At 71.2% G+C, this 23284-nt stretch carries 21 protein-coding genes; 5 read left to right on the forward strand and 16 right to left on the reverse strand.

Features of this window, described 5'->3' with window-relative positions; translation table 11 throughout:
* Positions 1 to 27: 27 nt before the first annotated feature.
* The 8 genes from ACWEV3_RS03000 to ACWEV3_RS03035 all read right to left on the reverse strand — a co-directional run bounded on the left by ACWEV3_RS03000 (position 28) and on the right by ACWEV3_RS03035 (position 9256).
* Complete coding sequence (locus ACWEV3_RS03000; protein WP_452612269.1) at positions 28 to 822, reverse strand: alpha/beta fold hydrolase; 795 nt, start codon at positions 820 to 822, stop codon at positions 28 to 30.
* The gene (locus tag ACWEV3_RS03005; protein WP_452612270.1) at positions 822 to 1868 is read right to left on the reverse strand and encodes an ABC transporter ATP-binding protein; all 1047 of its coding nucleotides are present in this window, start codon (positions 1866 to 1868) and stop codon (positions 822 to 824) included. Before ACWEV3_RS03005 ends, ACWEV3_RS03000 begins: the two co-directional genes overlap by 1 nt.
* Positions 1865 to 2848 carry an ABC transporter ATP-binding protein gene (locus ACWEV3_RS03010; protein ID WP_452612271.1) on the reverse strand — a complete coding sequence of 328 codons (984 nt, stop codon included), beginning with the start codon at positions 2846 to 2848 and terminating at the stop codon, positions 1865 to 1867. Before ACWEV3_RS03010 ends, ACWEV3_RS03005 begins: the two co-directional genes overlap by 4 nt.
* Positions 2845 to 3765: an ABC transporter permease gene (locus ACWEV3_RS03015; RefSeq protein ID WP_452612272.1), complete on the reverse strand. Its 921-nt coding sequence runs from the start codon at positions 3763 to 3765 to the stop codon at positions 2845 to 2847. The genes ACWEV3_RS03010 and ACWEV3_RS03015 overlap by 4 nt, the downstream gene beginning before the upstream one ends.
* Positions 3766 to 3788: 23 nt before the next feature.
* Positions 3789 to 4733 carry an ABC transporter permease gene (locus ACWEV3_RS03020; protein WP_093263634.1) on the reverse strand — a complete coding sequence of 315 codons (945 nt, stop codon included), beginning with the start codon at positions 4731 to 4733 and terminating at the stop codon, positions 3789 to 3791.
* Between the two features lie 4 nt (positions 4734 to 4737).
* Positions 4738 to 6279 carry an ABC transporter substrate-binding protein gene (locus ACWEV3_RS03025; RefSeq protein WP_452612273.1) on the reverse strand — a complete coding sequence of 514 codons (1542 nt, stop codon included), beginning with the start codon at positions 6277 to 6279 and terminating at the stop codon, positions 4738 to 4740.
* A 242-nt stretch (positions 6280 to 6521) separates the two neighbouring features.
* Entirely contained in the window at positions 6522 to 7943 is a 1422-nt protein-coding gene (locus ACWEV3_RS03030; protein WP_452612274.1) for an amidase family protein, read from the reverse strand.
* Positions 7944 to 7966: 23 nt separating this feature from the next.
* Positions 7967 to 9256, reverse strand: coding sequence for an MFS transporter (locus tag ACWEV3_RS03035; protein ID WP_452612275.1), 1290 nt, complete (start codon positions 9254 to 9256; stop codon positions 7967 to 7969).
* A gap of 102 nt (positions 9257 to 9358) precedes the next feature.
* On the opposite strand from ACWEV3_RS03035, the gene ACWEV3_RS03040 reads away from it, so the two are divergent.
* Positions 9359 to 10375 carry an Lrp/AsnC family transcriptional regulator gene (locus tag ACWEV3_RS03040; RefSeq protein ID WP_452612276.1) on the forward strand — a complete coding sequence of 339 codons (1017 nt, stop codon included), beginning with the start codon at positions 9359 to 9361 and terminating at the stop codon, positions 10373 to 10375.
* Here ACWEV3_RS03040 and ACWEV3_RS03045 read toward each other — a convergent pair whose 3' ends face one another.
* Genes ACWEV3_RS03045 through benA form a run of 5 tightly spaced genes read right to left on the reverse strand, consistent with a single transcriptional unit; the run spans position 10376 to position 16714 of the window.
* The gene (locus ACWEV3_RS03045; protein ID WP_452612277.1) at positions 10376 to 13015 is read right to left on the reverse strand and encodes a LuxR C-terminal-related transcriptional regulator; all 2640 of its coding nucleotides are present in this window, start codon (positions 13013 to 13015) and stop codon (positions 10376 to 10378) included.
* A 28-nt stretch (positions 13016 to 13043) separates the two neighbouring features.
* Positions 13044 to 13820, reverse strand: coding sequence for a 1,6-dihydroxycyclohexa-2,4-diene-1-carboxylate dehydrogenase (locus ACWEV3_RS03050; protein ID WP_452612278.1), 777 nt, complete (start codon positions 13818 to 13820; stop codon positions 13044 to 13046).
* On the reverse strand, positions 13817 to 14836 hold the full coding sequence (benC, locus tag ACWEV3_RS03055; protein ID WP_452612279.1) for a benzoate 1,2-dioxygenase electron transfer component BenC: 1020 nt from the start codon (positions 14834 to 14836) through the stop codon (positions 13817 to 13819). The genes ACWEV3_RS03050 and benC overlap by 4 nt, the downstream gene beginning before the upstream one ends.
* A gap of 10 nt (positions 14837 to 14846) precedes the next feature.
* Positions 14847 to 15344 carry a benzoate 1,2-dioxygenase small subunit gene (benB, locus tag ACWEV3_RS03060; RefSeq protein ID WP_452612280.1) on the reverse strand — a complete coding sequence of 166 codons (498 nt, stop codon included), beginning with the start codon at positions 15342 to 15344 and terminating at the stop codon, positions 14847 to 14849.
* An 8-nt stretch (positions 15345 to 15352) separates the two neighbouring features.
* Positions 15353 to 16714 (reverse strand): benzoate 1,2-dioxygenase large subunit, encoded by a 1362-nt coding sequence (gene benA / locus ACWEV3_RS03065; RefSeq protein ID WP_452612281.1) that lies wholly within the window; start codon positions 16712 to 16714, stop codon positions 15353 to 15355.
* Between the two features lie 251 nt (positions 16715 to 16965).
* Between benA and ACWEV3_RS03070 the strand changes: the two genes are divergently transcribed.
* From ACWEV3_RS03070 to catC, 4 genes are all read left to right on the forward strand, one after another.
* Positions 16966 to 17904, forward strand: coding sequence for a LysR substrate-binding domain-containing protein (locus ACWEV3_RS03070; protein ID WP_452612282.1), 939 nt, complete (start codon positions 16966 to 16968; stop codon positions 17902 to 17904).
* Positions 17885 to 18988, forward strand: a complete 1104-nt coding sequence (locus ACWEV3_RS03075; RefSeq protein WP_452612283.1) for a mandelate racemase/muconate lactonizing enzyme family protein — start codon at positions 17885 to 17887, stop codon at positions 18986 to 18988. The genes ACWEV3_RS03070 and ACWEV3_RS03075 overlap by 20 nt, the downstream gene beginning before the upstream one ends.
* A gap of 46 nt (positions 18989 to 19034) precedes the next feature.
* Positions 19035 to 19886: a catechol 1,2-dioxygenase gene (catA, locus tag ACWEV3_RS03080; RefSeq protein WP_452612284.1), complete on the forward strand. Its 852-nt coding sequence runs from the start codon at positions 19035 to 19037 to the stop codon at positions 19884 to 19886.
* A gap of 356 nt (positions 19887 to 20242) precedes the next feature.
* A complete protein-coding gene (gene catC, locus ACWEV3_RS03085; RefSeq protein ID WP_452612285.1) occupies positions 20243 to 20533 on the forward strand; it encodes a muconolactone Delta-isomerase in 291 nt (96 codons plus the stop codon).
* Between the two features lie 10 nt (positions 20534 to 20543).
* On the opposite strand, the gene ACWEV3_RS03090 is transcribed toward catC, so the two are convergent.
* The 3 genes from ACWEV3_RS03090 to ACWEV3_RS03100 form a co-directional block, all read right to left on the reverse strand.
* Complete coding sequence (locus ACWEV3_RS03090) at positions 20544 to 20756, reverse strand: DUF2277 domain-containing protein (protein ID WP_132483828.1); 213 nt, start codon at positions 20754 to 20756, stop codon at positions 20544 to 20546.
* Between the two features lie 136 nt (positions 20757 to 20892).
* Positions 20893 to 22347, reverse strand: a complete 1455-nt coding sequence (locus tag ACWEV3_RS03095; RefSeq protein ID WP_452612649.1) for a GntT/GntP/DsdX family permease — start codon at positions 22345 to 22347, stop codon at positions 20893 to 20895.
* A gap of 180 nt (positions 22348 to 22527) precedes the next feature.
* Entirely contained in the window at positions 22528 to 23130 is a 603-nt protein-coding gene (locus ACWEV3_RS03100) for a TetR/AcrR family transcriptional regulator (protein ID WP_452612286.1), read from the reverse strand.
* Positions 23131 to 23284: the final 154 nt, after the last annotated feature.

Below are 23284 nucleotides of genomic sequence, written 5' to 3' on the forward strand. Positions count from 1 at the left end.
TCGGATCGCTACGCCGGCTCGAAAGGCTCACGGCCCTTGCACGGCCAGGGCATCGCGCAGCGCGGCTGTGACGGCCTCCGGGTTATCGACGTTCATCAGGTGACCCGCGCCGGCGATTTCCTGGTACGTGGCCCGGGGGAGTGCTTCGAGGAGGATGTCGGCCGCCTTGCGCGGGCAGAGAACGTCGTGCTCGCCGCCGATCACCGTCACCGGGCATTTGATCGCCGCCAGCTCCGGGGTCAGCGGGTTGCCGCGCAGACCCGCCATCGCGGTCGCCGCGTTCGAGTAGCCGCGGCCGTCGCCGAGGGACTCCGCGCGTCGCGCGACCACCTCGTCGATGTCCACTGTGGAGTTCGAGACCATCATCGCGGTGTCCGCGCGCAGCGAGTCGAGCACGGCGTCGCCGGTTTCCGCGGCCCGCTGCAGGTTGATCTCGGCCGCCGCCCGCCCCACCACCGAGGACGTTCCGAGCACGACGACGCCGGTGACCAGGTCAGGTCGGTGCGCCGCGGCGGAGAGCACCACCGTGCCGCCGAGGGAGAATCCCACGCACACCGCTGGCCCGGAGACCTCGGCGAGGAACGCGAGCAGATCGTCCCGCAGCTGAGCCAGGGTCCCGTTCGCGTCGCCGACCGTGCTGGCGCCGTGCCCGCGCACGTCGTAGGCGTAGGTGCGGTGGTCGGCGAACTCCTCCTGCTGGTGCCGCCAGCTGCGGTGGTCCTCGGCGAGGCCGTGCACGAACACCACGGCCGGGCCGGAACCGCCTGCGCAGTAGTGCGTCTTGATGTCGTTCAGCGCGGCCGTCGCGGTCTGCAAGCCCATCAACTCCCGGTGTCGGTTGCCGCCCTCGATTCTGCGGCACGCAGTTCCAGGACGGAACCGCCCGCCAGCGCGGGCCCGCTGGTGTGCAGGTGGCAGCGCACCGTGCCGCCGCCGTCGACGGGCGTCGGCTCGGGGACGACCGAGCGGCAGACGTCCATCGCGTACGGGCAGCGCGGGTGGAAGGTGCAGCCGCCGGGCGGATCGGTCGGGTCCGGCGGATCGCCGGGGAGCACGATGCGTTCGCGGCGGCGCTGCACCTTCGGGTCGGGCACCGGGACCGCCGACAGCAGCGCCTCGGTGTACGGGTGGGCGGGATGGGAGTAGAGGCGCTGCGACGGGCCTTCCTCCACGAGCCGCCCCAGGTACATCACCGCCACGCGCTGGGCGAGCTGCCGCACCACCGACAGGTCGTGCGAGATGAACAGGTACGAGGTGCCCAGTTCGGCGCGCAGTTCCTCCAGCAGGTTGATGATCTGGTTCTGCGTCGAAACGTCCAATGCGGACACCGCCTCGTCGCAGACCACGACGTCCGGGTCCACCGCCAGCGCGCGGGCGATGGCCAGCCGCTGCCGCTGCCCGCCGGAGAACTCGTACGGGTAGCGCTCCAGGTGGCGGGGCGACAGGCCCACCCGCACCAGCAGGTCCCGGACCCGTTCGTCGCGGGCCTTCCCGCGCAGGCCCTCGTGCACCTCCAGCGGTTCGCCGACGCTCTCGGCGACCACCATGGACGGGTCCAGCGACGAGTAGGGGTCCTGGAACACCATCTGGATGTGCCTGCGGTGTCGCCGCAGCTCGCGGCCGCCGAGCGCGGTCAGCTCGGTGCCCCGCAGCCGGACCGCGCCGCCGTCGGGCTCGACCAGCCGCATCAGGGCCCGGCCCGTGGTCGACTTGCCGGAGCCGGACTCGCCGACCAGCCCGAGGATCTCCCCGGCGGCCACCTCGAACGACACCCCGTCCACCGCGCGCAGCCGCGCCCCGCGCCGGAACAGGCCGCGCTGCAACGGGAAGCTCACCGACAGGTCCTCGACTTCGAGCAGTGCGGTCATGCCGGGCCTCGCAACAGGAGTTCGTCGGAGCGGACGCACCGGGTGGCGCGGTGCAGGTCGAACGGCCGGAGCTCCGGGGCGCCGGCGGCGCAGCGGTCGGCGGCGTACGGGCAGCGGGGGTGGAAGCGGCAGCCGTCGGGCACGGCGCCCGGCGTCGGGGCCTGGCCGGGGATGGTGGCCAGCCGCTCCGCGCCGCCGACCTGCGGCATGGCGGCCAGCAGGCCCTCGGCGTAGGGGTGCGGCGGGTGGCTGAAGAGGTGGTCGACGTCGTCGGCCGCCACCACCTGCCCGGCGTACATCACCACCACCCGGTCGCAGATGTCGGCGACCACGCCCAGGTCGTGGGTGATGAACACCATCCCCATGCCGAGCTCGTCGCGCATCTGCCGCAGCAGGTCGAGCATCTGGGCCTGGATCGTCACGTCCAGCGCCGTCGTCGGCTCGTCGGCGACGAGCACCTTCGGCTCGCAGCAGATCGCCATCGCGATCATCGCCCGCTGCCGCATCCCGCCGGAGAACTCGTGCGGGTAGCTGCGCACCCGGCGCGCCGCGTTCGGGATGCCGACCTGGTCCAGCGCCGCGACGGCGCGGCCCATCGCCGCCTTGCGGGACACCTTCCGGTGCCGCCGCACGGTTTCCGCGATCTGGTCGCCGATGGTGAACGCCGGGTTCAGCGACGACATCGGCTCTTGGAAGATCATCGCGATGTCGTTGCCGCGGATGTCGGCCAGCCGCTTCTGCGGCATGCCGACCAGCTCGGTGCCGTCGAGCCGGATGCTGCCGCGGGACACCCGGCTGGTCCGCGGCGGCAGCAGGCCCAGCATCGCCAGGCTGGTGACGGTCTTGCCGGAGCCGGATTCGCCGACCAGGCCCAGCGTCGCCCCCGCTTCGACGGCGAACGACACGCCTTCGACCACCGTGACCCAGCCGCGGTCGGTGGCGAACCGGACGTCGAGGTCGGACACCTGCAGCACGCTCATCGACCGCTCCTGATCTCCCGGCCCAGCGAGTCGCGCAGCCCGTCGCCGAGGACGTTGAACGCCAGCACCGTCAGCGCGATGGCGACGCCGGGGAGGACGACCAGGTGCGGCGCCAGCGACACGAACCTCGCGCCCTCCTGCAACATCGAGCCCCAGCTCGCCTGCGGCGGCACCACACCGAGGCCGAGGAAGCTCAACGTCGCCTCCGCGAGCATCGCGAACGCCGCGACCAGCGAGAGCTGGACCAGCAGCGGCGACAGCACGTTGGGCAGCACGTGCCGGCGGATGATGCGGCCCGCCGGGGTGCCGATGCTGCGGGCCGCCTCGATGTAGGTCTCCTCCCGCACCGACAGCACCGAGCTGCGCACCAGGCGCAGCAGGCGCGGCGCGGTGACCAGGCCGACCGCGAACATCGCGTTGGTCAGGCCCGGGCCGCGGGCGGCGACGATCGCCACCGCCAGGATCAGCGGCGGGAAGCTCATGAACGCGTCCGCCAACCGCACCACCCAGCGGTCGAACCGGCCGCCGAGGTACGCGCCGACGAGCCCGAGCGGCACCCCGAGCACCACCGCGACGCCGACGGCTTCCACCGCGGCGAGCAACGAGATGCGGCTGGCCACCAGCATCCGGCTGAGCATGTCGCGGCCGAACTGGTCGGTGCCCAGCAGATACCCGTCGGCGCCGGGCGCGGCGAGCACATTGCGCAGGTTCTGGTCATCGGGATCGGCCGGGGCCAGCAGCGGCGCGAACACCGCGACCGCCGTCAGCAGCAGCAAGAACAGCAGTGCGAGCACCGCCGGCCGCTGCCGCCGGAAGCGGCGCCAGAACCGCTGCCTCGGCGACTGCGGCGGGCCGAGGTCGTCCGCGGTGGTCTCCGCGGCGACGTGCCGCGTCCACCGCTGCGTGGTGTCGGTCAACTCCGCTCCTCCCTCGCCGGCGCTCACTGCGCTCGCACCTTCGGGTTGAGGTAGCCGTAGGACAGGTCGACCGCCAGGTTGGCCAGCATCACCATCACGGCGGTGACCACGACGACGCCCTGCACCATCGGAAGATCCCGTTGCAGCACGGCGGTGATCGCCAGCTGGCCGAGGCCGGGGATGCCGAAGATCTGCTCGACGACGACGGTTCCGCCCAGCAGCACCGAGATCCGCATGCCCAGCACCGTGACCACCGGCGTGGCCGCGTTCTTCAGCGCGTGCTTGGCGATGACGCTGGTGGTGCGCAGGCCCTTGGCGCGGGCGGTGCGCAGGTAGTCCTGGTCGAAGACGTCGATCAGCGAGCTGCGCAGCTGGCGGGTGAGTTCGGCGGCGGCCGCCAGGCCCAGCGTGAAACCGGGCAGCAGGAGGTGCGCCAGCCAGGCGACCGGATCGTCGTCCAGCGGCACGTACCCGGTGGCGGGCAGCAGCCGCAGGTTCAGCGCCAGCGCGGTGGCCAGCAGCAGCCCGAGCCAGAAGTTCGGCATGGCCACGCCCACCGAGGTGCCGACCGTGGCGAACCGGTCCAGCCAGCGGCCCCGGCTGGTGGCCGCGGCGACCGCGGCGGGCACGCTGATCAGCAACGCCATCACGATGGCGACCGCGGTCAGCGACACGGTGGCCGGGAAGCGCTCCGCGATGGCGCCGGAAACGCTGCGGTTGCTGAACATCGACGTGCCCAGGTCGCCCTGGACGGCGTGGCTCGCCCAGCGCCAGTACTGCTCCAGCAGCGAGTCGTTGAGCCCGAGGCGTTCGCGGGTCGCCTCGATCTGGGCCTGGGTGGCGTTCTCCCCGGCGATGGTGATGGCCGGGTCGCCGGGCACCAGCAGCACCAGCCCGAACACGATCAGCGAAACGAGGAACAGCAGCGGAACCATCGCCGCCAGGCGGCGGACAACGAGCTGTAGCACCCGGTCACCTCCCCGTTCCGGCCGCGCCGACGCCGCGGAACTCGGGCTTGTTGGACAACCAGCTGCGCAGGTCGGTGACGCGCGCGGCGTGCCCGTAGTTGGTGTCGGCGAAGACCACCGGCACGTCCAGCGCCTGGTCCAGGACCATCTGGTCGATGCGGTGCAGGAGTCCGGTGCGCGCCGCCGGGTCGATGGTCCGCCGGGCCTGCCCGATCAACTGCTCCAGCTCGGGCGTGGTGTGCCCGCCGGGGTTGGAGAAACCCTTGCTGGAGTAGAGCAGTCCGAGGGTCTGGATCGGATCGGCGCGCCCACCCCACGGCGCGACCATCGCGTCGCCCTGCTGCCTGCCGTAGAACAGGTCGGCCGCTTCGCCGGAGGAGACCTCGCGGATCTTCATCCGCACCCCGATGTCGGCCAGTTGTTCCTGCACGGCGACGGCGGTGCCGGGATCGGTGTTGGGCACGATCGCCTCGAACTCGAAACCGCCGGCCAGCCCGGCCTCGGCGAGCAGCTGCCGCGCCTTCTGCGGGTCGTACGGGTAGGGATCGGGCAGGTCCGGGTCGTGCGCGTAGTACCCGGGCGGGAAGGGCTGCGAGGCCGGTTTCCCGTTGCCGAACAGCACGCCGTGGATGATGGCGTCGCGGTCGATCGCGTGGTTGAGCGCGCGCCGCACCCGGATGTCGCCGAACTCGGCGCGGGTGCGGTTGAGCTGCAGGTGGTAGAAGGCGAGGGTCACGTCGCCGACGACGCCGAGGTCGTACTGCCGGGCCTCGGCGACCTGGTTCCCCTGCAGCAGCGCGGCGTCGACCTCGCCAGCGCGCAGCGCGTTCATCCGCGTCGTCGTGTCGGGCTGGATGACGACCGCCATCGTCTCGACCTGCTGGGCGGCGGGATCCCAGTAGCCGGGGAAGCGGCTCAGCACGACGCGGTCGTTCGGGCTGTAGCTGACGATCTGGTACGGCCCGGCGCCGACCGGCCGCAGGTCCAGCTGCGGGTCGTCGAACGCCGCCGGGCTGACCATCATCCCGGCCCGGTCGGAGAGCACGCCGATCAGCGAGCTGTCCGGCGCGGTGAGCGCCAGCGCGATGGTCAGCGGTCCGAGCACGTCGACCCGTTCCACCGCTTTCAGCTCGGAGGCGACGGTCGAGCCTTGCAGCGTGCGGGCGCGGTCCAGGTTCGCCTTCGCGGCGGCGGCGTCGAACGGGGCGCCGTCGTGGAACCGCACGCCCGGCCGCAGTTCGAAGACCAGCCGCTTGCCGCCGTCGGTGTACTGCCAGCCGGTGGCCAGGCCGGGCACCGGTTCGGCGGCGGTGGTCAGGTGCACCAGGCGGTCGTAGACCGGGAACAGGGAGGCGTTGTCGAAGCTGGACGAGGCGCGGTGCGGGTCGTAGCGGCTGGGGCCGACGGAGTAGGCGAACCGGAAGGTGCTGCCGGCACCGCCGGAGGCCGATCCGGTCGCCTCGGTGTTGATGCCCCCGCACGCCGCGGTGAGCGCGAGCAGCGCGAAAATGGCTGCTGCGGCGAGGAACTTGCGATGTGCGGGCACCCGGACCTCCGGCTCTTCGGCGAGTACGGCGTCGGCGGTTGTCCTGCGCGAGCACGCCTGGTGGTGCGGCCCGAGTCGGAGATCTCGTGATCGGTCGCCCTATTCAAGGAGAGCTGGATCACAGAATCAAATAGCCCTGGGCGAACGGACGAATAGGGCGAAACCATGGCCGCCGAACGGGTGTTGATCGGTGCAGACCCCGTGCGGCGGCCGGTTCGGTGTGCCGGTTCGGCCTCGGATTTCTAGCGCGGGTTGCGCACCACCGGCGCGATGCGGGAGCCGGTGGCGGCTTCCTGGAGCACCCCGGCGAAGCGGAGCACGTCGGCGTCGGCGCCCGGGCGGCCGACCACCTGCACGCCCACCGGCAGGCCGTCGTCGGTGAACCCGAACGGCACCGACGCGGCGGGCAGTCCGGTGACGGTGATCCGCGAGCAGGCCCGCATCCAGTCGAGGTAGTGGCGGCTGGGCACCCCGTCGACCGCCGCCGGGTAGCGCAGCCCGGCGTCGAACGGCGGCACCTGGCTCACCGGGCAGACCAGGAACTCGTGGTCGGTCATGAACTCCCGCGCCCGCTCGACCACCGCCATCCGGTTGCGCTCCGCGCGCACCAGATCCGCGCCGGAGACCTCACGACCCCGGTCGACGTTCCAGACGATGTTCGGGCCGAGGACGTCGCGCTGCTCCTCGACGAGCTCGCCGAAGGACAGCACCTGGTACCAGGCGCGCCAGGTCTCGAAGGCGTCGTCGGCGCCGGCGAAACCGGGCGTCGCCTCCCGCGCCTCGCAGCCGAGCCCGGCCAGCACCCCGGCGACCCCGGCGAACACCTTCCGCACGGCCGGATCCACCGGCAGGCCGTCGAGGTCGGCGTCGACCGCCACCACCGTGCCGGACACCGCCGCGCCGGCATCCAGCCCGAAGGAGGTCACCGGCGCCGCGACCTGGCAGCGCGGGTCCGCGGCGTTGAGCACCCGCATCTGCAACGCCACGTCGTCCACCGAGCGCCCCATCGCGCCGTTGGTGACGTACGGGAACTGCGGGAAGGTGGCGGGCCAGGACGGAACCCGGCCGTGGGTCGGCCGCAGGCCCACCACGTTGCAGAACGACGCCGGGTTGCGCAGCGAACCGCCCATGTCCGAGCCGTCGGCGATCGGCAGCATCCCGGCGGCCAGCGCCGCCGCCGCGCCGCCGCTGCTCCCGCCTGCGCTCCTGGTCAGGTCGTGCGGGTTGCGGGTGGTGCCGAAGACCTCGTTGCGGGTGTGCGATCCCGCGCCGAACTCCGGCGTGTTCGTCTTGCCGACCATGATCGCCCCGGCCGCGCGGTACTGCTCCACGGTCAGCGCGTCGGCCTGCGGCACGTGCTCGGCGAAGGCCCGCGACCCGTAGGTGGTGCGGATTCCCCTCGTGTCCAGCAGATCCTTGTGCGCCACCGGCAGCCCGTGCAGCGGGCCGAGCGGCTCGCCGGTGCGGGCGAGGGCGTCGTCGGCCCGGCGGGCCGCCTGCTCGGCCTCCTCCGGGCAGGTCGTCACGATCGCGTTGACCGCGGGATTGGTCTCCTCGATGCGCGCCAGGAAGGCGGCCAGCACCTCACGGCTCGAAACTTCCTTGCGCACCAGCAAATCGCGCAGCCGCACGGCATCCGAGGTCCACAGGTCTTGGGCGTCCACAGTGGTCTACAGCTCCCTCTTCGTCAGGTGAGGTCCTTGCCCCGGGTTTCCGGCATCCGCCACAGGCACACCACGGTCAGCGCGCACATCGCCACCAGGTAGCCGAGGAAGGCGGAGTGGTACCCGATGCCGGTCAGCCAGGTGTTCAGGTAGGGCGCGGTGCCGCCGAACAGCGCGACCGCGATCGAGTAGGGCAGGCCCACGCCGGTCGCCCGGACCGAGGTGGGGAACAGCTCGGAGACCATCGCGCCGATGATCGCGCTGGAGCACGCCATCACGGCCAGCGCGATGCTCATCGCCAGCAGCAGCTGCCAGAACTCGCCCTGCACCAGCCAATCCAGCGGGAACGGCAGCACGACGTAGCCGATCGCGAAGACGTAGTACACCGGCTTGCGCCCGAACCGGTCGGAGAGGTGCCCGGCGATCGGCAGCGCCACCAGGTACACGCACTGGGCGAGCACGCCGGCGATCAGCGCCGCCGACGGGTCCATGCCCTTCACCGACGACGCGTAGCTCGGCGCGAACACCACCCAGGTGTAGAAGCCGACGGTGCCGCCCATGGTCAGCCCGATGTTCAGCGCCGCGGCCTTGCGGTGCCGCCACAGCTGCGCCAGCACCGACGTCCGCGGCTGCGCGGTGTTCTTCTGCTGGTACGCGGCGGATTCCGTCAGGCGGCGGCGCAGCACGATCGCGTACACGCCGAGCATCGCACCCAGCAGGAACGGGATCCGCCAGCCCCAGGAGCGCATCTGGTCGCTGCTGAGCGCAGTGGTCAGCAGCGCGCCGGTGCCGGTGGCCAGGATGGTGCCGAGGGTGATGCTCACGTACCCGGTGCTGGACCACAGCCCGCGGCGGCTCGGCGGCGCGATCTCGGCGACGTAGGTGTAGGACGCGCCGACCTCGCCGCCGTGCGCGAGCCCCTGCGCCATCCGCGCGACCACCAGCAGCACCGAGGCGAGCACGCCGACGGTGGTGTAGGTGGGGGAGACCGCGATGAGCAGGCTGCCGCCCGCCGTGAGCGTCATCGACAGCGCGAGGCTGATCTTGCGCCCGCGCCGGTCGGCGAGCCGCCCGAAGAGGTATCCGCCCAGCGGGCGCATCAGGAACCCGACGGCGAAGACGGCCAGCGTGGACAGCAGCGCCGACAGCGTGTTGTCGGCGTGGAAGAACTGGGCGGCGAAGAACGGCGCGAAGATCGCGTACACGTTCCAGTCGAACCACTCCAGGGCGTTGCCGATGTTGGCGGCCACCAGGTCGCGGCGGTGCCGGCGCAGCGTGGGTTGTCTGGACTCCAGTCCGGTGCGGGGGACCATGGTGCCTGCCTAGGGGAGACGTGCTGGGGAAGTGGATTGAGAGCCTGGCACCATGGGAATTGAACAGACAAGAAAATCCCGGATATTGAAAGAATCAGACACATGACCGATCGCTTGCCGGTGCTGGACGAGCTCGACCGGCGCATCGTCGCGGCCCTGCAGATCGACGGGCGCGCCTCCTGGGGCCGCATCGCGCGGGTGCTGGGCGAGACCGAGCGCACCGTGGCCCGCCGGGCCACCCGGCTGCTGCGGGAGCGGCACCTCGCGATCGTCGGCATCGTGCACTACCAGCGCGTCGGCTGGGGCGAGCCGTACCTGCTGCGGGTGCAGTGCGAGCCGGCCGGGCTGCGGGACGCCGCGCGGCGGCTCGCCGAGCTGCCGCAAGCGCGCTGGGTGGCGGTGGTCCACGGCTCGTCCGATTGCTTCGTGGAGATCGACATCCGCCAGGACGACCTGACCTCGGCCCTGCTGGACCGGCTGGCCAAGATCCCCGGGATCGTATCGCTGCGGACGCACGCGATACTGCGGTACTTCCGCTCCGTGCACGAATGGCGGCTCGACGTGCCGGCGGAACCGCAGGCCGCCGAACTGGTGCGCCCGGACCTGGACTTGACCGCCGAGTTCGAGCCGGGCACGGTGCAGCTGGCACCGGACGAAACGGCGATCCTGGACCTGCTGGCCGTCGACGGGCGCGCCGGCAACGACGAGATCGCCGCCGCTGCGGGCATCTCGGCGTCCACCGCCTGGCGCCGGGTGGAGTCGTTGCGCAAGCGGGGACTGGTGTTCATCCGCGCGGACATCGAACCGGCGCTGCTGGGCCGGGCGGTCGAAGCGCTGCTGTGGCTGCGCGTCGCACCGGGCAGTCTCGCCGCGGTCGGCGAGAGCCTCGCCGCGCACCACGACGTGCGCTACCTCGTTGCCACCACCGGAGATTTCCAGCTGGTCGCCAACGTGGTGCTCCCGCACCGGGCCGCGCTGTACCGGTTCCTCACCGAGGTGGTCGGCGCGCGCGAGGGCATCGAGCAGGTCGACGTGTCGATGAACGTCGCCGCCCTGAAGCGGGCCTTCGTCCGCCGCGACGGCGTGCGGCTCACCCCGGTCGGCAGGCAGCGGCGCTGATCAACCACCGGCCGGTGAGACGTGGCCGCGGGCGGCGAGTTCGCTGCGGGAGCGGATGCCGAGCTTCGCGTAGATCCGGGTCAGGTGGAACTGGACGGTCTTCACCGACACGAACAGCTCGGCGGCGACCTGCTTGTTGGTCATGCCCGCCGCCACCAGCTTGGCCACCGCCTGTTCCTGCGGGGTGAGCTCGGTGAGGTCCACGCCGCCGCGCTTCGGGTGCAGCCCGCCAGCCTTGAGCTCGCGGTCGCAGCGCACCACGTACGCGGTGGCGCCCAGCGCCGCGTAGCCGTCCCGCGCTCGTTGCAGGACGACGTCGGCTTCCTTGCGCTTCCCGGCCCGGCGCAGGGTCTGGCCGTACGCGAAGTGGACCCGGGTGCGTTCGTAGGGCAGCGGCAGCGTCCGGAGATTCGCGAGCGCTGCCTCGAAGGATTCCCGCGCGGCATCGACGTCGCCCGTCGCGGCGAGGATCCGCCCGCGAACGTAGCCGAGCCTGGCCGTCGCCGACCGGTGCCCGCGCTCGGCGGCCAGGGCTTCGTGCGGCCGCAGGAACTCGTCCGCCTCGGCCACCCGGTTGGTCATGACCAGCGCGTTGCCGTAGATGTCCGGCCACGGCCAGAAACCCGGCTCGTCCACGCCCTCCCGGGGCCACGACTGGGCCACCGGTTCGAGCGCGCGCAGCACGCCTTCGTAATCGGATTGGGCCTCGGCGCAGTGCGCGCGGGCCAGGCACGCCGGGATCAGCATGATCTCGTAGTTGTGCGTGGAAGCCGAGGCCTGCCGCAGGTGGTGCTGGGCGGCGTCGGGATCCCCGCGCAGCGCGTGGATCTGCGCGCCCGTCCAGTGCACCAGCGGCCGCACCAGTTCCAGGCCGGTCTCGGCGAGTTGCACGGCCGCGCGGTCGACGGTTTGCAGTGCCTCGTCCCAGGAGCCGAGCGCGAAGTCGGCGCGCGCCAACCACGCCTGCGCCCACAGGGAGATCCGCAGCGCGCCCATCCGGTACTCGGTGGGCACGGCGATCTCCAGCTCCCGGCGCGCAATTTGCGGGTCGTCCAGCGCCAGGTCCAGCCAGCCCTTGCCCATCTGCACCCGTTGCGACTGCGCTCCCCGGCTCACCCGCGCCACCACGTCCCGGTAGGTGTCCTGCGCCTCGCGGATCCGCCCGGTCGCCGCCAGACCCAGCCCCATGATCGCTTCGGACTCCACCGCCGACGGGTCCTGCGGGTCGGCCAGCGCCACGGCGCGACGCCCCCAGGCGACCAGGTCGGTGCCGTGCCAGCGGCTCAGCGAGTGCAGCACCCGCCGCTGGCAGATCAGCGCCGCGGTCTCCGGCTCGCGGCCGGGGCGGCAGGCCTCCCACGCGCGGGTCAGCAGCAGCTCGGCCTCGGCCGGACGGCCGCGCTGGATCGCCAGGTAGCCCAGCACCGCATCGCGCAGCGGCCCCGGGGGGAAGCTCTCGATCTGCGCGGAGAACGCGCTCGCCTGGGCGAGATCCCCGGCGCCCACCAGCGCGTCGACCGCCCGGACCAGCCGGTGCTCGCGGTCCGCCTTCGCCGGGCTGAGCCGGCTGGCGTCGATCAGCGCCTGCCCGGCCACCGACCACGCGCCGAGCCCGGCCTGCCGGGCGGCGAAGTCGTCGAGCTCGTCGGCCAGCGCGGCATCCGGCGCGGGGGTCTGGGCCACCAGGTGCTTCAGCTTGGCGTGCTCGTCCTCGGCGAGCTGCGCCGCCGTGCCGTGCAGCCCGTACCGCACCAGCGGCGGCACGTCGTGGTAGATCGCGGCGTGCACCAGGGGATCCGGGAACGCCAAGGTCATCAGGCCGTGCCCGGCAACGGTGCCGACGAGCCCGCTTTCGCACGCCGCGTCCAGCGCGGTGATGGGGTCCTTGATGTCGGCCAGTTCGGCGGCCGCGGCGACCGGGACCGTGTGGCCCAGCACCGCAGCCGCCTCGATGAACTCCCGCGTCGCGGCGGAACAGGCGTGCAGCCTCCGGGTGACGTCGGCGGCGACGGCGCGGGGCGCGGGCAGCGCCGGGTGCCATCGCGACCAGGTCTCCGGCGGGAGCTCGTCGAGCAGATCCTTGATGTGGCGGGGATTTCCACCGGTGTGGGCGGCGAGCTGGTGGGCCGTCGGCGTGCTCAGGTCGCGTCCCGCGTGCAGCATCGCCAGCGTCCGCACCTCGGCCGCCACCAATGGTCCTATTCGGACCGTCGCGCCTGGTCGCACCGCAGCGGGGAGTTCGCGCGCGACCAGGACGATCAGGACCGGTTCCGAGGTCAGGCGCCGGAAGGCCGACAGCAGCGCCTCCAGCGACTCGACGTCCGCCCACTGCGCGTCGTCGACGACCACGATGCCGGGGCCGGCGGAGCACCAGGCGAGCAGCCCCGCCGCGTCGCGGGGCGCGTCGGATCTGCGCAACAGCTGGTCCAGCACGGCGAAGGCGTCCGACTGCTCCCAGGGCATGCCGACCGCTCGTGCCACGCGGATCTGCGGATGCCGGGACAGGAAGTGCTCGACGACGGCCGTCTTCCCGATCCCGGCCGGACCCGCCACCGCCGCGAAACCGGGTGCGGCGGCGAGCAACCGGTCCAGCTCGGCCAGCTCCCGCTGCCGGCCGATCGGTTCCGCATGCCCGGTCATCTGCCCAATGTAATCGGACGGCGCGCCCTCACCCGAGGTCACCGCCGGCGACCGGCAGCACCGTCCCGGTGATGTAGGAGGCCTCGGGTGAGGCGAGGAACGCGATCGCCGCCGCCTGTTCCGCCAGCGTCCCGTAGCGCCGCATCGGCGACGACGAGACGGTCTGGTCCACGACCTCCCGGTACCACCGCTTCTCCTGGTCGGTCTCGGCGGCCGGGCCGCGCGCGATGCGGCGCGGCGGCGCGTCGGTCCCGCCCGGGGCCGTGGCCACCACCCGGATCCCGTGCCGCGCGGCCTCCATCGCCAGGGCGGTGGTCAGCGCGTTGACCCCGCCCTTCGCCGCCGCGTACGGCACCCGGTTGACGCCGCGGGTGGCCACCGACGAAACGTTCACGATCGTGCCGTGCCCCTGCCGGACCAGGTGCGGCAACGCGGCCCGGCAGCCCCACAGGGTAGGCAGCAGCGATCGCCGCAGCTCCGCTTCGATCTGCTCCGGCGGGTAGTGCTCGAACGGCTTCGCCCAGATCGTGCCGCCGACGGTGTTGATCAGCACGTCGATGCCGCCGTGCAGTTCGCGGGCGCAGGCCACCGCCCGCTCCGCACCGGCGAACCGCTCCAGGTCGACGACCACGGCGTGCGCCTTGCGGCCGCCCGAGACCAGCCCGGCGGCCACCTCGTGGACCAGCTCGGACCGGTCGGCCAGGACCACCTCGGCGGATTCGGCGAACAACCGCTCCGCCACCGCCCGGCCGATGCCCTGCGCGGCTCCGGTGACGACGACGACCTGCCCGGCGAAGCGGTTCACCTGCCCACCTCCGCCGCGACGGTGAACTTCTCGGTGTAGAAGTTCGCCGGATCGATCCCGGATTCCCGCAGGTGGCCGCGCACCGCCTCGACCATCGGCGGCGGCCCGCACAGGTAGACGTCGACATCGCCGCCGTGCAGGCGTTCGGGCGTGAGCAGGCTGGTCACGTAGCCCTTGTGGGCGGCGGTGCTCGCTTCGTCGGCGACGCAGTGGTCGAAGCTGAACTGCGGGATCGCGTCGGCGTAGGCGCGCAGCCTGTCCAGCTCCACCAGGTCGGTGTCGGAGCTGACCCCGTAGATCAGGTGCACGGGGTGGGTCACCTCGGTGTCGGTGAGCCGCTCCAGCATGGACAGCAGCGGCGCCAACCCGGTGCCACCGGCCAGCAGCAGCGCCGGGCGGACCAGGTCGCGGAGGAAGAAGCTCCCCAGTGGCCCGGTGAACTCGACCCGGTCGCCGACCTCGGCCCGGTCGGCGAGGTAGCCCGACATGGCGCCGCCGGCGGTGATGCGGACCAGGAACGACACGGCCTTCTCGGCCGGCCCGGTGCTGAACGAGTACGACCGCGTCACGCCGGTCCCGGGCACCGCCACGTTCACGTACTGGCCGGGCAGGAACGCCAGCTGATCGCGGTCGTCCAGCTCCACTGCGAAGGCGACCGTGCTGGCCGACAGCCGCCGTACCTCGGTGATCGAGCCGGCGTGCACCGCGGCGCCCGTCTTGGCGAATTCCGCGGTCGCCGGGATCTCCAGCACGAGGTCGCTGTGCGGCACCATCTGGCACGGCAAGGCGAATCCCGCCGCCGCCTCGTCGTCGGTGAGCGCGTCCTCGATGTAATCGCCGCCGTCGTACTCGCCGGCGACGCAGCGCGACTTGCAGGTGCCGCAGGCGCCGTCGCGGCAGTCCAGCGGGATGTTGATCCGCGACCGGTAGGACGCCTCGGCGACCGTCTCATGTGGACCGCAGGTGATGAACCGGGTGACGCCGTCCTCGAAGCTCAACGCGACTTGATAGCTCATCTCCGGCCCCTCAGACGTGGTAGATGTCGACGACGTGGTGGATGTAATCGTTCTTCAGCACCACCCGCTTGCTGGTGATCAGCGGCCGCTCGCCGCCGAAGTCGATGGTGTAGAACGAGGTTCCGAAGTACGTGTCGACGTGGTGGTAGCGGTAGTACAGGGTGAACCAGTTGAACCGCGCGTCCACCAGCCGGCCGCGCTGCTCGACGATCTCCACGTTGGTGATGTTGTGGCCGGTGCGCGGCTCCGGGATGCTGGTCGCCGCCGACCGGTCGGTGCGGATCCGGAACACCCGGTCTTCGAGCCCGCCGCGGTTGGGGTAGTAGATCAGCGAGATCTCGGTCTGCGGATCGGTGGTCGGCTCGTCATCGTCGTCCCACGCGGGCATCCAGAACTCGACGTCCTCGTGGTAGCACTCCAGCCACTCCTCGAACTCGCGGTCGTCGAGGTGGCGCGCCTCGCGGTACAGGAACTGCCGGACTGCTTCGGTCTCGATCGCGGTGGTCATCACGGTCCTCACCGGTTTCCCCGGGCTGCGGCGGAATCGACGGCGGCGCGCATCGTGTCGAGCCAGTAGCCGTGCTGGATGGGATAGAGGCCCTCGTCCTCGGTGCGCACCCCGCTGGCGATCGGCGAGATGCCGAGCCGCTTCGCGTCCTCGTCCGCGCCGGCGATCTGGTGCACCGCGCCGCGGCTGAGGTCGTTCCACGGGGCGGCGGTGGCCCGGTAGGTGTGCTGGCAGGCCCGGAACTCCTCCAGGTCGTCCGGGGTGGCCATGCCGGTGGCGTTGAAGAAGTCCTCGTACTGGCGGATCCGGTTCGCGCGGGCCTCGGCGCTCTCGCCCTTCGGGGCGATGCAGTAGATGGTGACCTCGGTCTTGTCCACCGCGATCGGCCGGAAGTGCCGGATCTGCGAGCTGAACTGGTCCATCAGGTAGACGTTCGGGTACAGGCACAGGTTCCGGGAGTAGCCGATCATCCAGTTCGCCCGGTCCTCGCCGAACCGCGCCACGAGCTCGTCGCGCATCTCGTTCAGCGACCGGTTGCTGGGATCGGCCCACTCCGTCCACAGCAGCAGGTGGCCGTGCTCGAAGGAGTAGAACCCGCCCTTCTGCCGGGACCAGGTGCCGGCGTCCATGTTCTTGGTGTCGTTGCTGGACTCCCCGGAGGTGCGGCGGGCGGTCGTGGCCGCGTAGTTCCAGTGCGTCGCGGAGACGTGGTAGCCGTCGGCGCCGTTCTCGGCCTGCAGCTTCCAGTTGCCGTCGAAGACGTAGGTGGAGGCGCCGCGCAGGACCTCCAGCCCCTCCGGGGACTGGTCCACCACCATGTCGATGATCTTGGCCGCCTCGCCCAGGTGCTCGGCGAGCGGCTTGACGTCGGGGTTGAGGCTGCCGAACAGGAAGCCGCGGTAGTCGTCGAACCGGGCGACCCGGGTCAGGTCGTGCGAGCCGTCGGTGTTGAACTGCTCCGGGTACCCGGCGCCCCGCGGATCCTTGACCTTCAGCAGCTTGCCGTTGTTGCTGAAGGTCCAGCCGTGGAACGGGCAGGTGAGCGTGGTGCGGTTGTCCCGCTTGCGGCGGCAGAGCATGGCCCCGCGGTGGCTGCAGGCGTTGAGCAGCGCGTTCAGCCGCCCCTGCTTGTCGCGGGTGATGACCACGGGCTGGCGGCCGATGTGGGTGGTGAAGTAGTCGCCGACCTCGGGGATCTGGCTCTCGTGCGCCAGGTAGATCCAGTTGCCCTCGAAGATGTGCGCCATCTCCAGCTCGAAGAGCTCCGGGTCGGTGAAGATGCTGCGCTTGGCGCGGTGCACGCCGCGCTCGGGGTCTTCGACCAGCGCGTCGGCGAGCGCGGTCCGGATGCGGTCCAGCGCTTCGGACATGGTGCCTCCTCCCGGCGGGCCGCGGTGCCCGCCATCGGACTTCGGTGTCCGGGTTGCCGAAGACGCTGGCATGGCCGTGGCCTGGATCACGCCGGGAAAACCCCCAGTCCCGACCTAGGGCCGATTGATATCTGCGACATACCAATCGATTGGGAATGAGTATTTGTTCGAGCTGAATGGCGGACCTAGGCTGACCTGGACGAACGACGTTGTGGCCGCGGCCACCCGGCCTGGCGGGAGGAGGTGCGGCAGTGGAGCTGCGACACCTGCGCTACTTCGTCGCGGTGGCCGAGACCCGCCACTTCGGGCGGGCGGCCAAGCGGCTGAACATGGCGCAACCCCCGCTGTCCCAAGCGATCCGGCAGCTGGAAACCGAACTCGGCGCCGAGCTGTTCGCCCGCACGACCAGGCAGGTGCAGCTGACGCCTGCGGGCGCGGTCTTCCACGACGACGCGCTGCGCATCCTCAAGTCGATCGACGACGCGGCGCGCCGCGTGAAGCGGCTCGCGGACGGGTGTCATGGCGTGCTCCGGCTCGGGCTGACCGGGTCGGCGTCCTACCGGCAGCTGCCGCGGCTGGCGCACATCGTCAAGCGCGACCTGCCCGGGGTCGAGCTGGAGATCCATCCGGACCTGCTCACCCCGGCGCAGGAGAAGGCGTTGCTGCGCAACGAGATCGACGTCGGGATGCTGCGCCCGCCGACCCGCGAGGACCGCATCGCGCACCGCACCATCGCGCGCGAGCCGCTGGTGCTCGTGCTGCCGGAGAACCATCCGCTCGCCGGGGAACCCGAGGTCGGGATGGCGCGACTGCGGGCGGAGCAGTTCATCATGTACTCCGCCTCGTCGCGTTCGGTGGTCAACGACGCGGTGGTGCGCAGCTGCCTGGCGGCCGGGTTCTACCCGAACTGCGCGCACGAGATCGGGGAGGCCTCCACCCAGGTCGCGCTGGTCGCGGCCGGCCTCGGGGTGGCCCTCGCCCCGGCCTCGGTGCAGGCCTTTCCGCTGGAGGGCGTGGTGTTCGTGCCGGTGCCCGACGCCGAAAGCGTCGAACTGGCACTGGCGTGGCGCGCCGAGGACGATTCGCCGCTGCTGCGCAACCTGCTGACCGCGCTCGCGGCCAACGACGTGTTCGTCGGCCACGACGACACCCAGGACATCGAGGAAGCACGTGAAGATCACGCGAATTGAGGCGATCCCGTTCGCCATCCCGTACCGCAAGCCGCTGCGCTTCGCCAGCGGCGAGGTGCACGTGGCCGAGCACGTGCTGGTGCGGGTGCACACCGACGACGGGCTGATCGGGGTCGCCGAGGCGCCGCCGCGGCCGTTCACCTACGGCGAGACGCAGGAATCCATCGTCGCGGTGATCGACAAGCTGTTCGCGCCCGACGTCGTCGGCATGTCGGCGCTGGAGCGGGAGGCCATCCACGCGCGGCTGCACCGGACGGTCGGCAACCCCGCGGCCAAGGCGGCGCTGGACATGGCGCTGTGGGATCTCATCGGCAAGTCGCTCGGGCTGCCGGTGACCGAGCTGCTCGGCGGCTACACCGACAGGATGCGGGTCGCGCACATGGTCGGGTTCGCCGCGCCGGAGCAGATGGTCGCCGAGGCGGAGCGGATCCGGGCCGAGTACGGCATCACCACCTTCAAGGTCAAGGTCGGCCGCAAACCGTACACAGTGGACGTCGAGGCCTGCCGGGCGCTGCGGGCCGGGCTCGGCGACGACGTCGAGCTCTACGTCGACGGCAACCGCGGCTGGACCGCGTCGGAATCCGCCCGCGCCCTGCGCGAGATGTCCGATCTCGGCCTCACCCTCGCCGAGGAGCTCTGCCCGGCCGACGACGTGCTGGGGCGGCGCTGGCTGGTGCAGCACAGCGAAATCCCCTTCGTGGCGGACGAAAGCGCCACCCGCCCGGGCGAGGTGACCCGGGAACTGCTCGCCGGCGCGGCCACCGCGATCAGCATCAAGACCGCCCGCACCGGCTTCACCACGTCGCAGCGCGTGCTGTTCCAGTGCGAGGGGCTGGGCGTGGAAGTGGTGATGGGCAACCAGATCGACGGCCAGATCGGCACCATGTGCAGCGTCGCCTTCGGCGCCGCGTACCAGCTGACGTCGCAGCGGCCCGGGGAGTTGTCCAACTTCCTGGACATGAGCGACGACCTGCTCGCCGAGCCGGTCCGGATCAGCGACGGCACCGTCCAGGTCCGCGCGCAGCCGGGCATCGGCATCGACATCGACCCCGGGAAGCTGGCGCACTACCGCCAGGACGGCTGAGCCGGGAACCGCATCGACAACGCTGTTGAGCAAAGGAATCGGTGACATGACCACGAACCTCTCCGAGCAGACCGCGACCGCCGCCGCATCGGGCGCGGCGGCCACCGAGCGCTTCCGGGCGAAGCAGACGACCGCCGCCACCAGCAAGGAGCGGGTCGACGCGTTGGCCACGGAAGTCATCCGGGCGGTGCACGACGTGATCCGGCGGCAGCAGGTCACCTACGCGGAATACGACGCGCTCAAGGCGTGGCTGATCCAGGTCGGCCAGGACGGTGAATGGCCGCTGTTCCTGGACGTGTGGATCGAGCACGTCGTCGAGGAGGTGGCCAACGAGGACCGGCAGGGCTCCAAGGGCACCATCGAGGGCCCGTACTACGTGCCGGATTCGCCGGAACTGCCCGCCGAGGCCACCCTCCCGATGCGGCCGGACGAGCCGGGCACCCCGCTGCTGTTCCAGGGCCAGGTCACCAGCGTGTCCGGCCAGGCGCTGGCCGGGGCGAAGATCGAGATGTGGCACGCCGACGACCTCGGCTACTACTCGCAGTACGCGCCCGGACTGCCGGAGTGGAACCTGCGCGGCACGGTGATCGCCGACGAGCAGGGCCGGTTCAAGATCCGGACCGTGCAGCCGGCGCCGTACCAGATCCCCACCGACGGCGCGTGCGGCAAGCTGATCGCCGCCGCGGGCTGGCACGCCTGGCGGCCCGCGCACCTGCACCTGAAGGTCTCCGCCCCCGGCCACCGGCTGATCACCACCCAGCTGTACTTCAAGGGCGGGGCCCACGTCGCCGACGACATCGCCCAGGCGGTCAAGCCGGAGCTCGTCCTGGACCCCCGGCCCAACCCTGCCAGCGGGGCGAACGAGGTCACCTACGACTTCGTCCTGGACCCCCGATGACCCGCCGGCAGTGATCAATGAGGTTTTTCCAACCTCGTTCTGCGTGGCGGTGCGGGTAGCGGAACCTCAGAGGCTCCCTGGACTGTGGGTGCCCCTCCTGATGTATGCCCAAATACACGGCGGAGGGGCCGTCCTCGCCAGGAAGCCTCTGAGAACCCGCGGCGGTGCCGGCGTCGTAGGTGGGCTATGCGCCTGCGGCGCATGCGGTGCCCTATCGACGTGTGGCTTTGCGACCCGCGGCTGCGGGCCGACCAGGATGAAAAAGGCTCAATCGAACGAGATGAGGCGCCGCCTCGCCGAGTAATTTGGTCGAGGGCGCCCCGCACCGGGGCGAGGAATCTCAGGAAGGACTGACCGTGCTGTTCGCGGTGAAGATGGACGTCGACCTCCCGGTCGAGATGGATCCGGCGGTGAAGGCCGACACGCTCGCGCGGGAGAAGGCCTACTCGCAGAAGTTGCAGCAGGGCGGGGAGTGGGTGCACCTCTGGCGCTGCGTCGGGCAGTACTCGAACCTCAGCGTCTTCGACGTGGCCGACAACGAGCGGCTGCACGAGATCCTCTGGAACCTGCCGCTGTTCCCGTACATGACCATCGAGGTGACCCCGCTGGCCCAGCACCCGTCCGACATCGCCCTGCTCGACTCCTGACGGGCGGCCGTCACCGGGAGCCGCGGACCTCCAGGGACGCCAGCAGCTTCGCGGTGGCCTTCTCGATGTCGTCCACCGCCTGCTCGAAGGCTGCCTCGTTGTGCGCGGCGGGCTTGCGGAACCCGGAGATCTTGCGGACGTACTGCAACGCGGCCGCCCGGATGTCCACTTCGGTGACGTCTTCGGCGTACGGCGGGCGGAGCGTCTTGATGCTGCGGCACATGAGCACTTCCTGGGTAGGTTTCCCCAGCTTTCGCCGGGGCGACGACCGGTGGACGGGGGCGGCCCCAGGGTCGCCCCCGTCATGCTAGTTGCAGTGCCCCACGCGTGCGGGTGAAGAACGCCTGCTGCCCAGGGCGCTAGAGGAACGTCGACAGCAGGAGCGTCAGGGCGAGGCCGACCACGGAGATGATCGTCTCCATCACCGACCAGGACTTGATGGTCTGGCCGATGGTCATGCCGAAGTACTCCTTGACCAGCCAGAAGCCGGCATCGTTGACGTGGGAGAAGAACAGGGAGCCGGCACCGATGGCCAGCACGACCAGAGCCAGTTGCGTTGGCGGCAGACCGGCGGCGAAGGGGGCCACGATGCCCGACGCGGTCACGGTCGCCACCGTGGCCGACCCGGTCGCCAGCCGCACCAGCACCGCCACCATCCAGCCGAGCAGCAGCGCGGACAGGCTCGCTGCCACGGCGAGCTTCCCGATCGCGGTGCCGGCGCCACCGTCCACGAGCACCTGCTTGAAGCCGCCGCCGGCCCCGACGATCATCGTGGCGCCGACGATCGGCATCAGGCTCACGCCCAGCTTCGTCGTCAGCGTGACCGGCGTGAATCCGACACCGATGCCGAACGTCACCATCGCCAGCAGCACGGCGATCAGCAACGCCACGATCGGTTCCCCGATGAACTGCAGGAACGGGTAGATCCACGCGGTTTCGCTCATCCACACGTCGGCCGCAGCGCGGACCAGCATCAGCACCACCGGGGTGAGAACCGTGATGAGGGTCCAGGTGAAGCTCGGGCGACGCGTGCGCTCCGGCTCGCCCGGCGCCGTTCCGGACCCGCCGCCGTCCTCGCCACCGCCCGGAGAGCCTGCGCCCGACCCGGGTCCGATGAGGTTTCCGCCCGCTCCGCGGGCACCGATGGGCACCAGGCGCGCCGCCACCATGCCGTACAGCGGTCCGGCGACGATCACGGTGGGGACCGCGATGATCAGGCCGATGGCGAGGGTGACGCCGACGTTGGCGTGCAGGTTCGCGATCGCCACCAGCGGCCCCGGATGCGGGGGGATGAAGCCGTGCAGGACGGAGAGGCCGGCGAGAGCCGGGATCGCCAGGTACATCGCGGGCAGCCTGGACCGGCGGATCGTCAGCATGATGACGGGGATCAGCAGAACGAGGCCGATCTCGAAGAACATCGGGATGCCGATGATGAAGGCGATCAGGGCCATTCGCCACGGCAGCCCGCGGCGACCCCCGGTCATGATCTTGTCCACGATCTCGTCGGCCCCGCCCGAGTCGGCGAGCAGCTTGCCGAGCATCGCACCGAGCACGATCAGCACGCCGACGCTGCCGAGCACGTCGCCAACGCCCTTCTCGAACGAGCCGGCGACCTTGTCCAGCTCGATGCCGGACCCGATCCCGACGAAGAAGGACCCGATGGTCAGCGCGAGGAAGCCGTGCATCTTCGCCACGACGATCAGCAGCACCACGATGGCGATCCCGATCGCCGCCACGACGAGGGTCTGGGTGTCGTGACCGGTCCACGGCTCGTGGATCTTGTCGGCCGGGAAGAGAATGTTCGAGCTGAGCATGTCGCGCTCCTTCGAGCCACCGGAGTGCCAGGTCCGCCATGGCAGCCGTTGTCCCACGTTGCACCAGTTGGTGCCCGAGGGCCTGTCGACCTTGCGGTCGGCCGGGTGCGGATCGGAGGTGCGCATGTCCATTCAGGACGATGATCGGTCGGGCGACCGCAAGGCGAGGCGCTTGGCGAGTCAGGCCGGCCGGCCGTCGCCATCGGGGTGGCACGTTCCCGCGCACATGCCCCGCCACAGCAGGTCGACGAGCTTCTCGGTCGGGCCCCGCCAGTCGTCGCGGGGGTCGAGGTAGAGCAGGCCGCCGAGCCCGCGCAGGACCGTCTCCGGGTCCAGGTCGGCGCGGACGGTCCCGGCCTCGACGTTGGCCTCCAGCAGCGTGGCGACCGCGCCGACCATGGCCTCGTGGGCCTTCGCGAACATTTCGCCGTGCGACGACGTGGCCGCGCCGAGGGCTCCGGCCAGGCCTCGTTTGGTCATCATGTAATGCGTCAGGTGGTCGGCCGTCCAGATCCGGAACGCCTGTTCCGGCGGGTGTTGCCGGAGCAGGCTCGGGACGACGTCGACGAGGTGCTGCAGCTCGCGCCGGTACACGGCCAGGACGAGCGCCTCCGGGGTGGGGAAGTGCCGGTACACCGTGCCGACGCCCACGCCGGCCTGCTTCGCGATGGCGTTGAACGAAACCGCTCCCGAACCGGCCAGCGACTTCGCCGCCGCGGTGAGGATGCGCTCGTGGTTGCGCCGGGTGTCCGCGCGTCGGGAACTGACCGAGCCCGTCGTCATCGTCCCTCCCGGTTGGCTGCCGCGTCCTTCCCTGGAATGTAGTGCACAACCGGCCGTCGACCTGCGGCTACCTTCGGGGGTGATGCCGTCCTTGCAGAGCGGATAAGTATCCGCTAGCGTCGAGGAGGGGCCGAAACGGATGAATATCCGGTTT

This window comes from Saccharopolyspora sp. NPDC003752 (assembly GCF_053605825.1).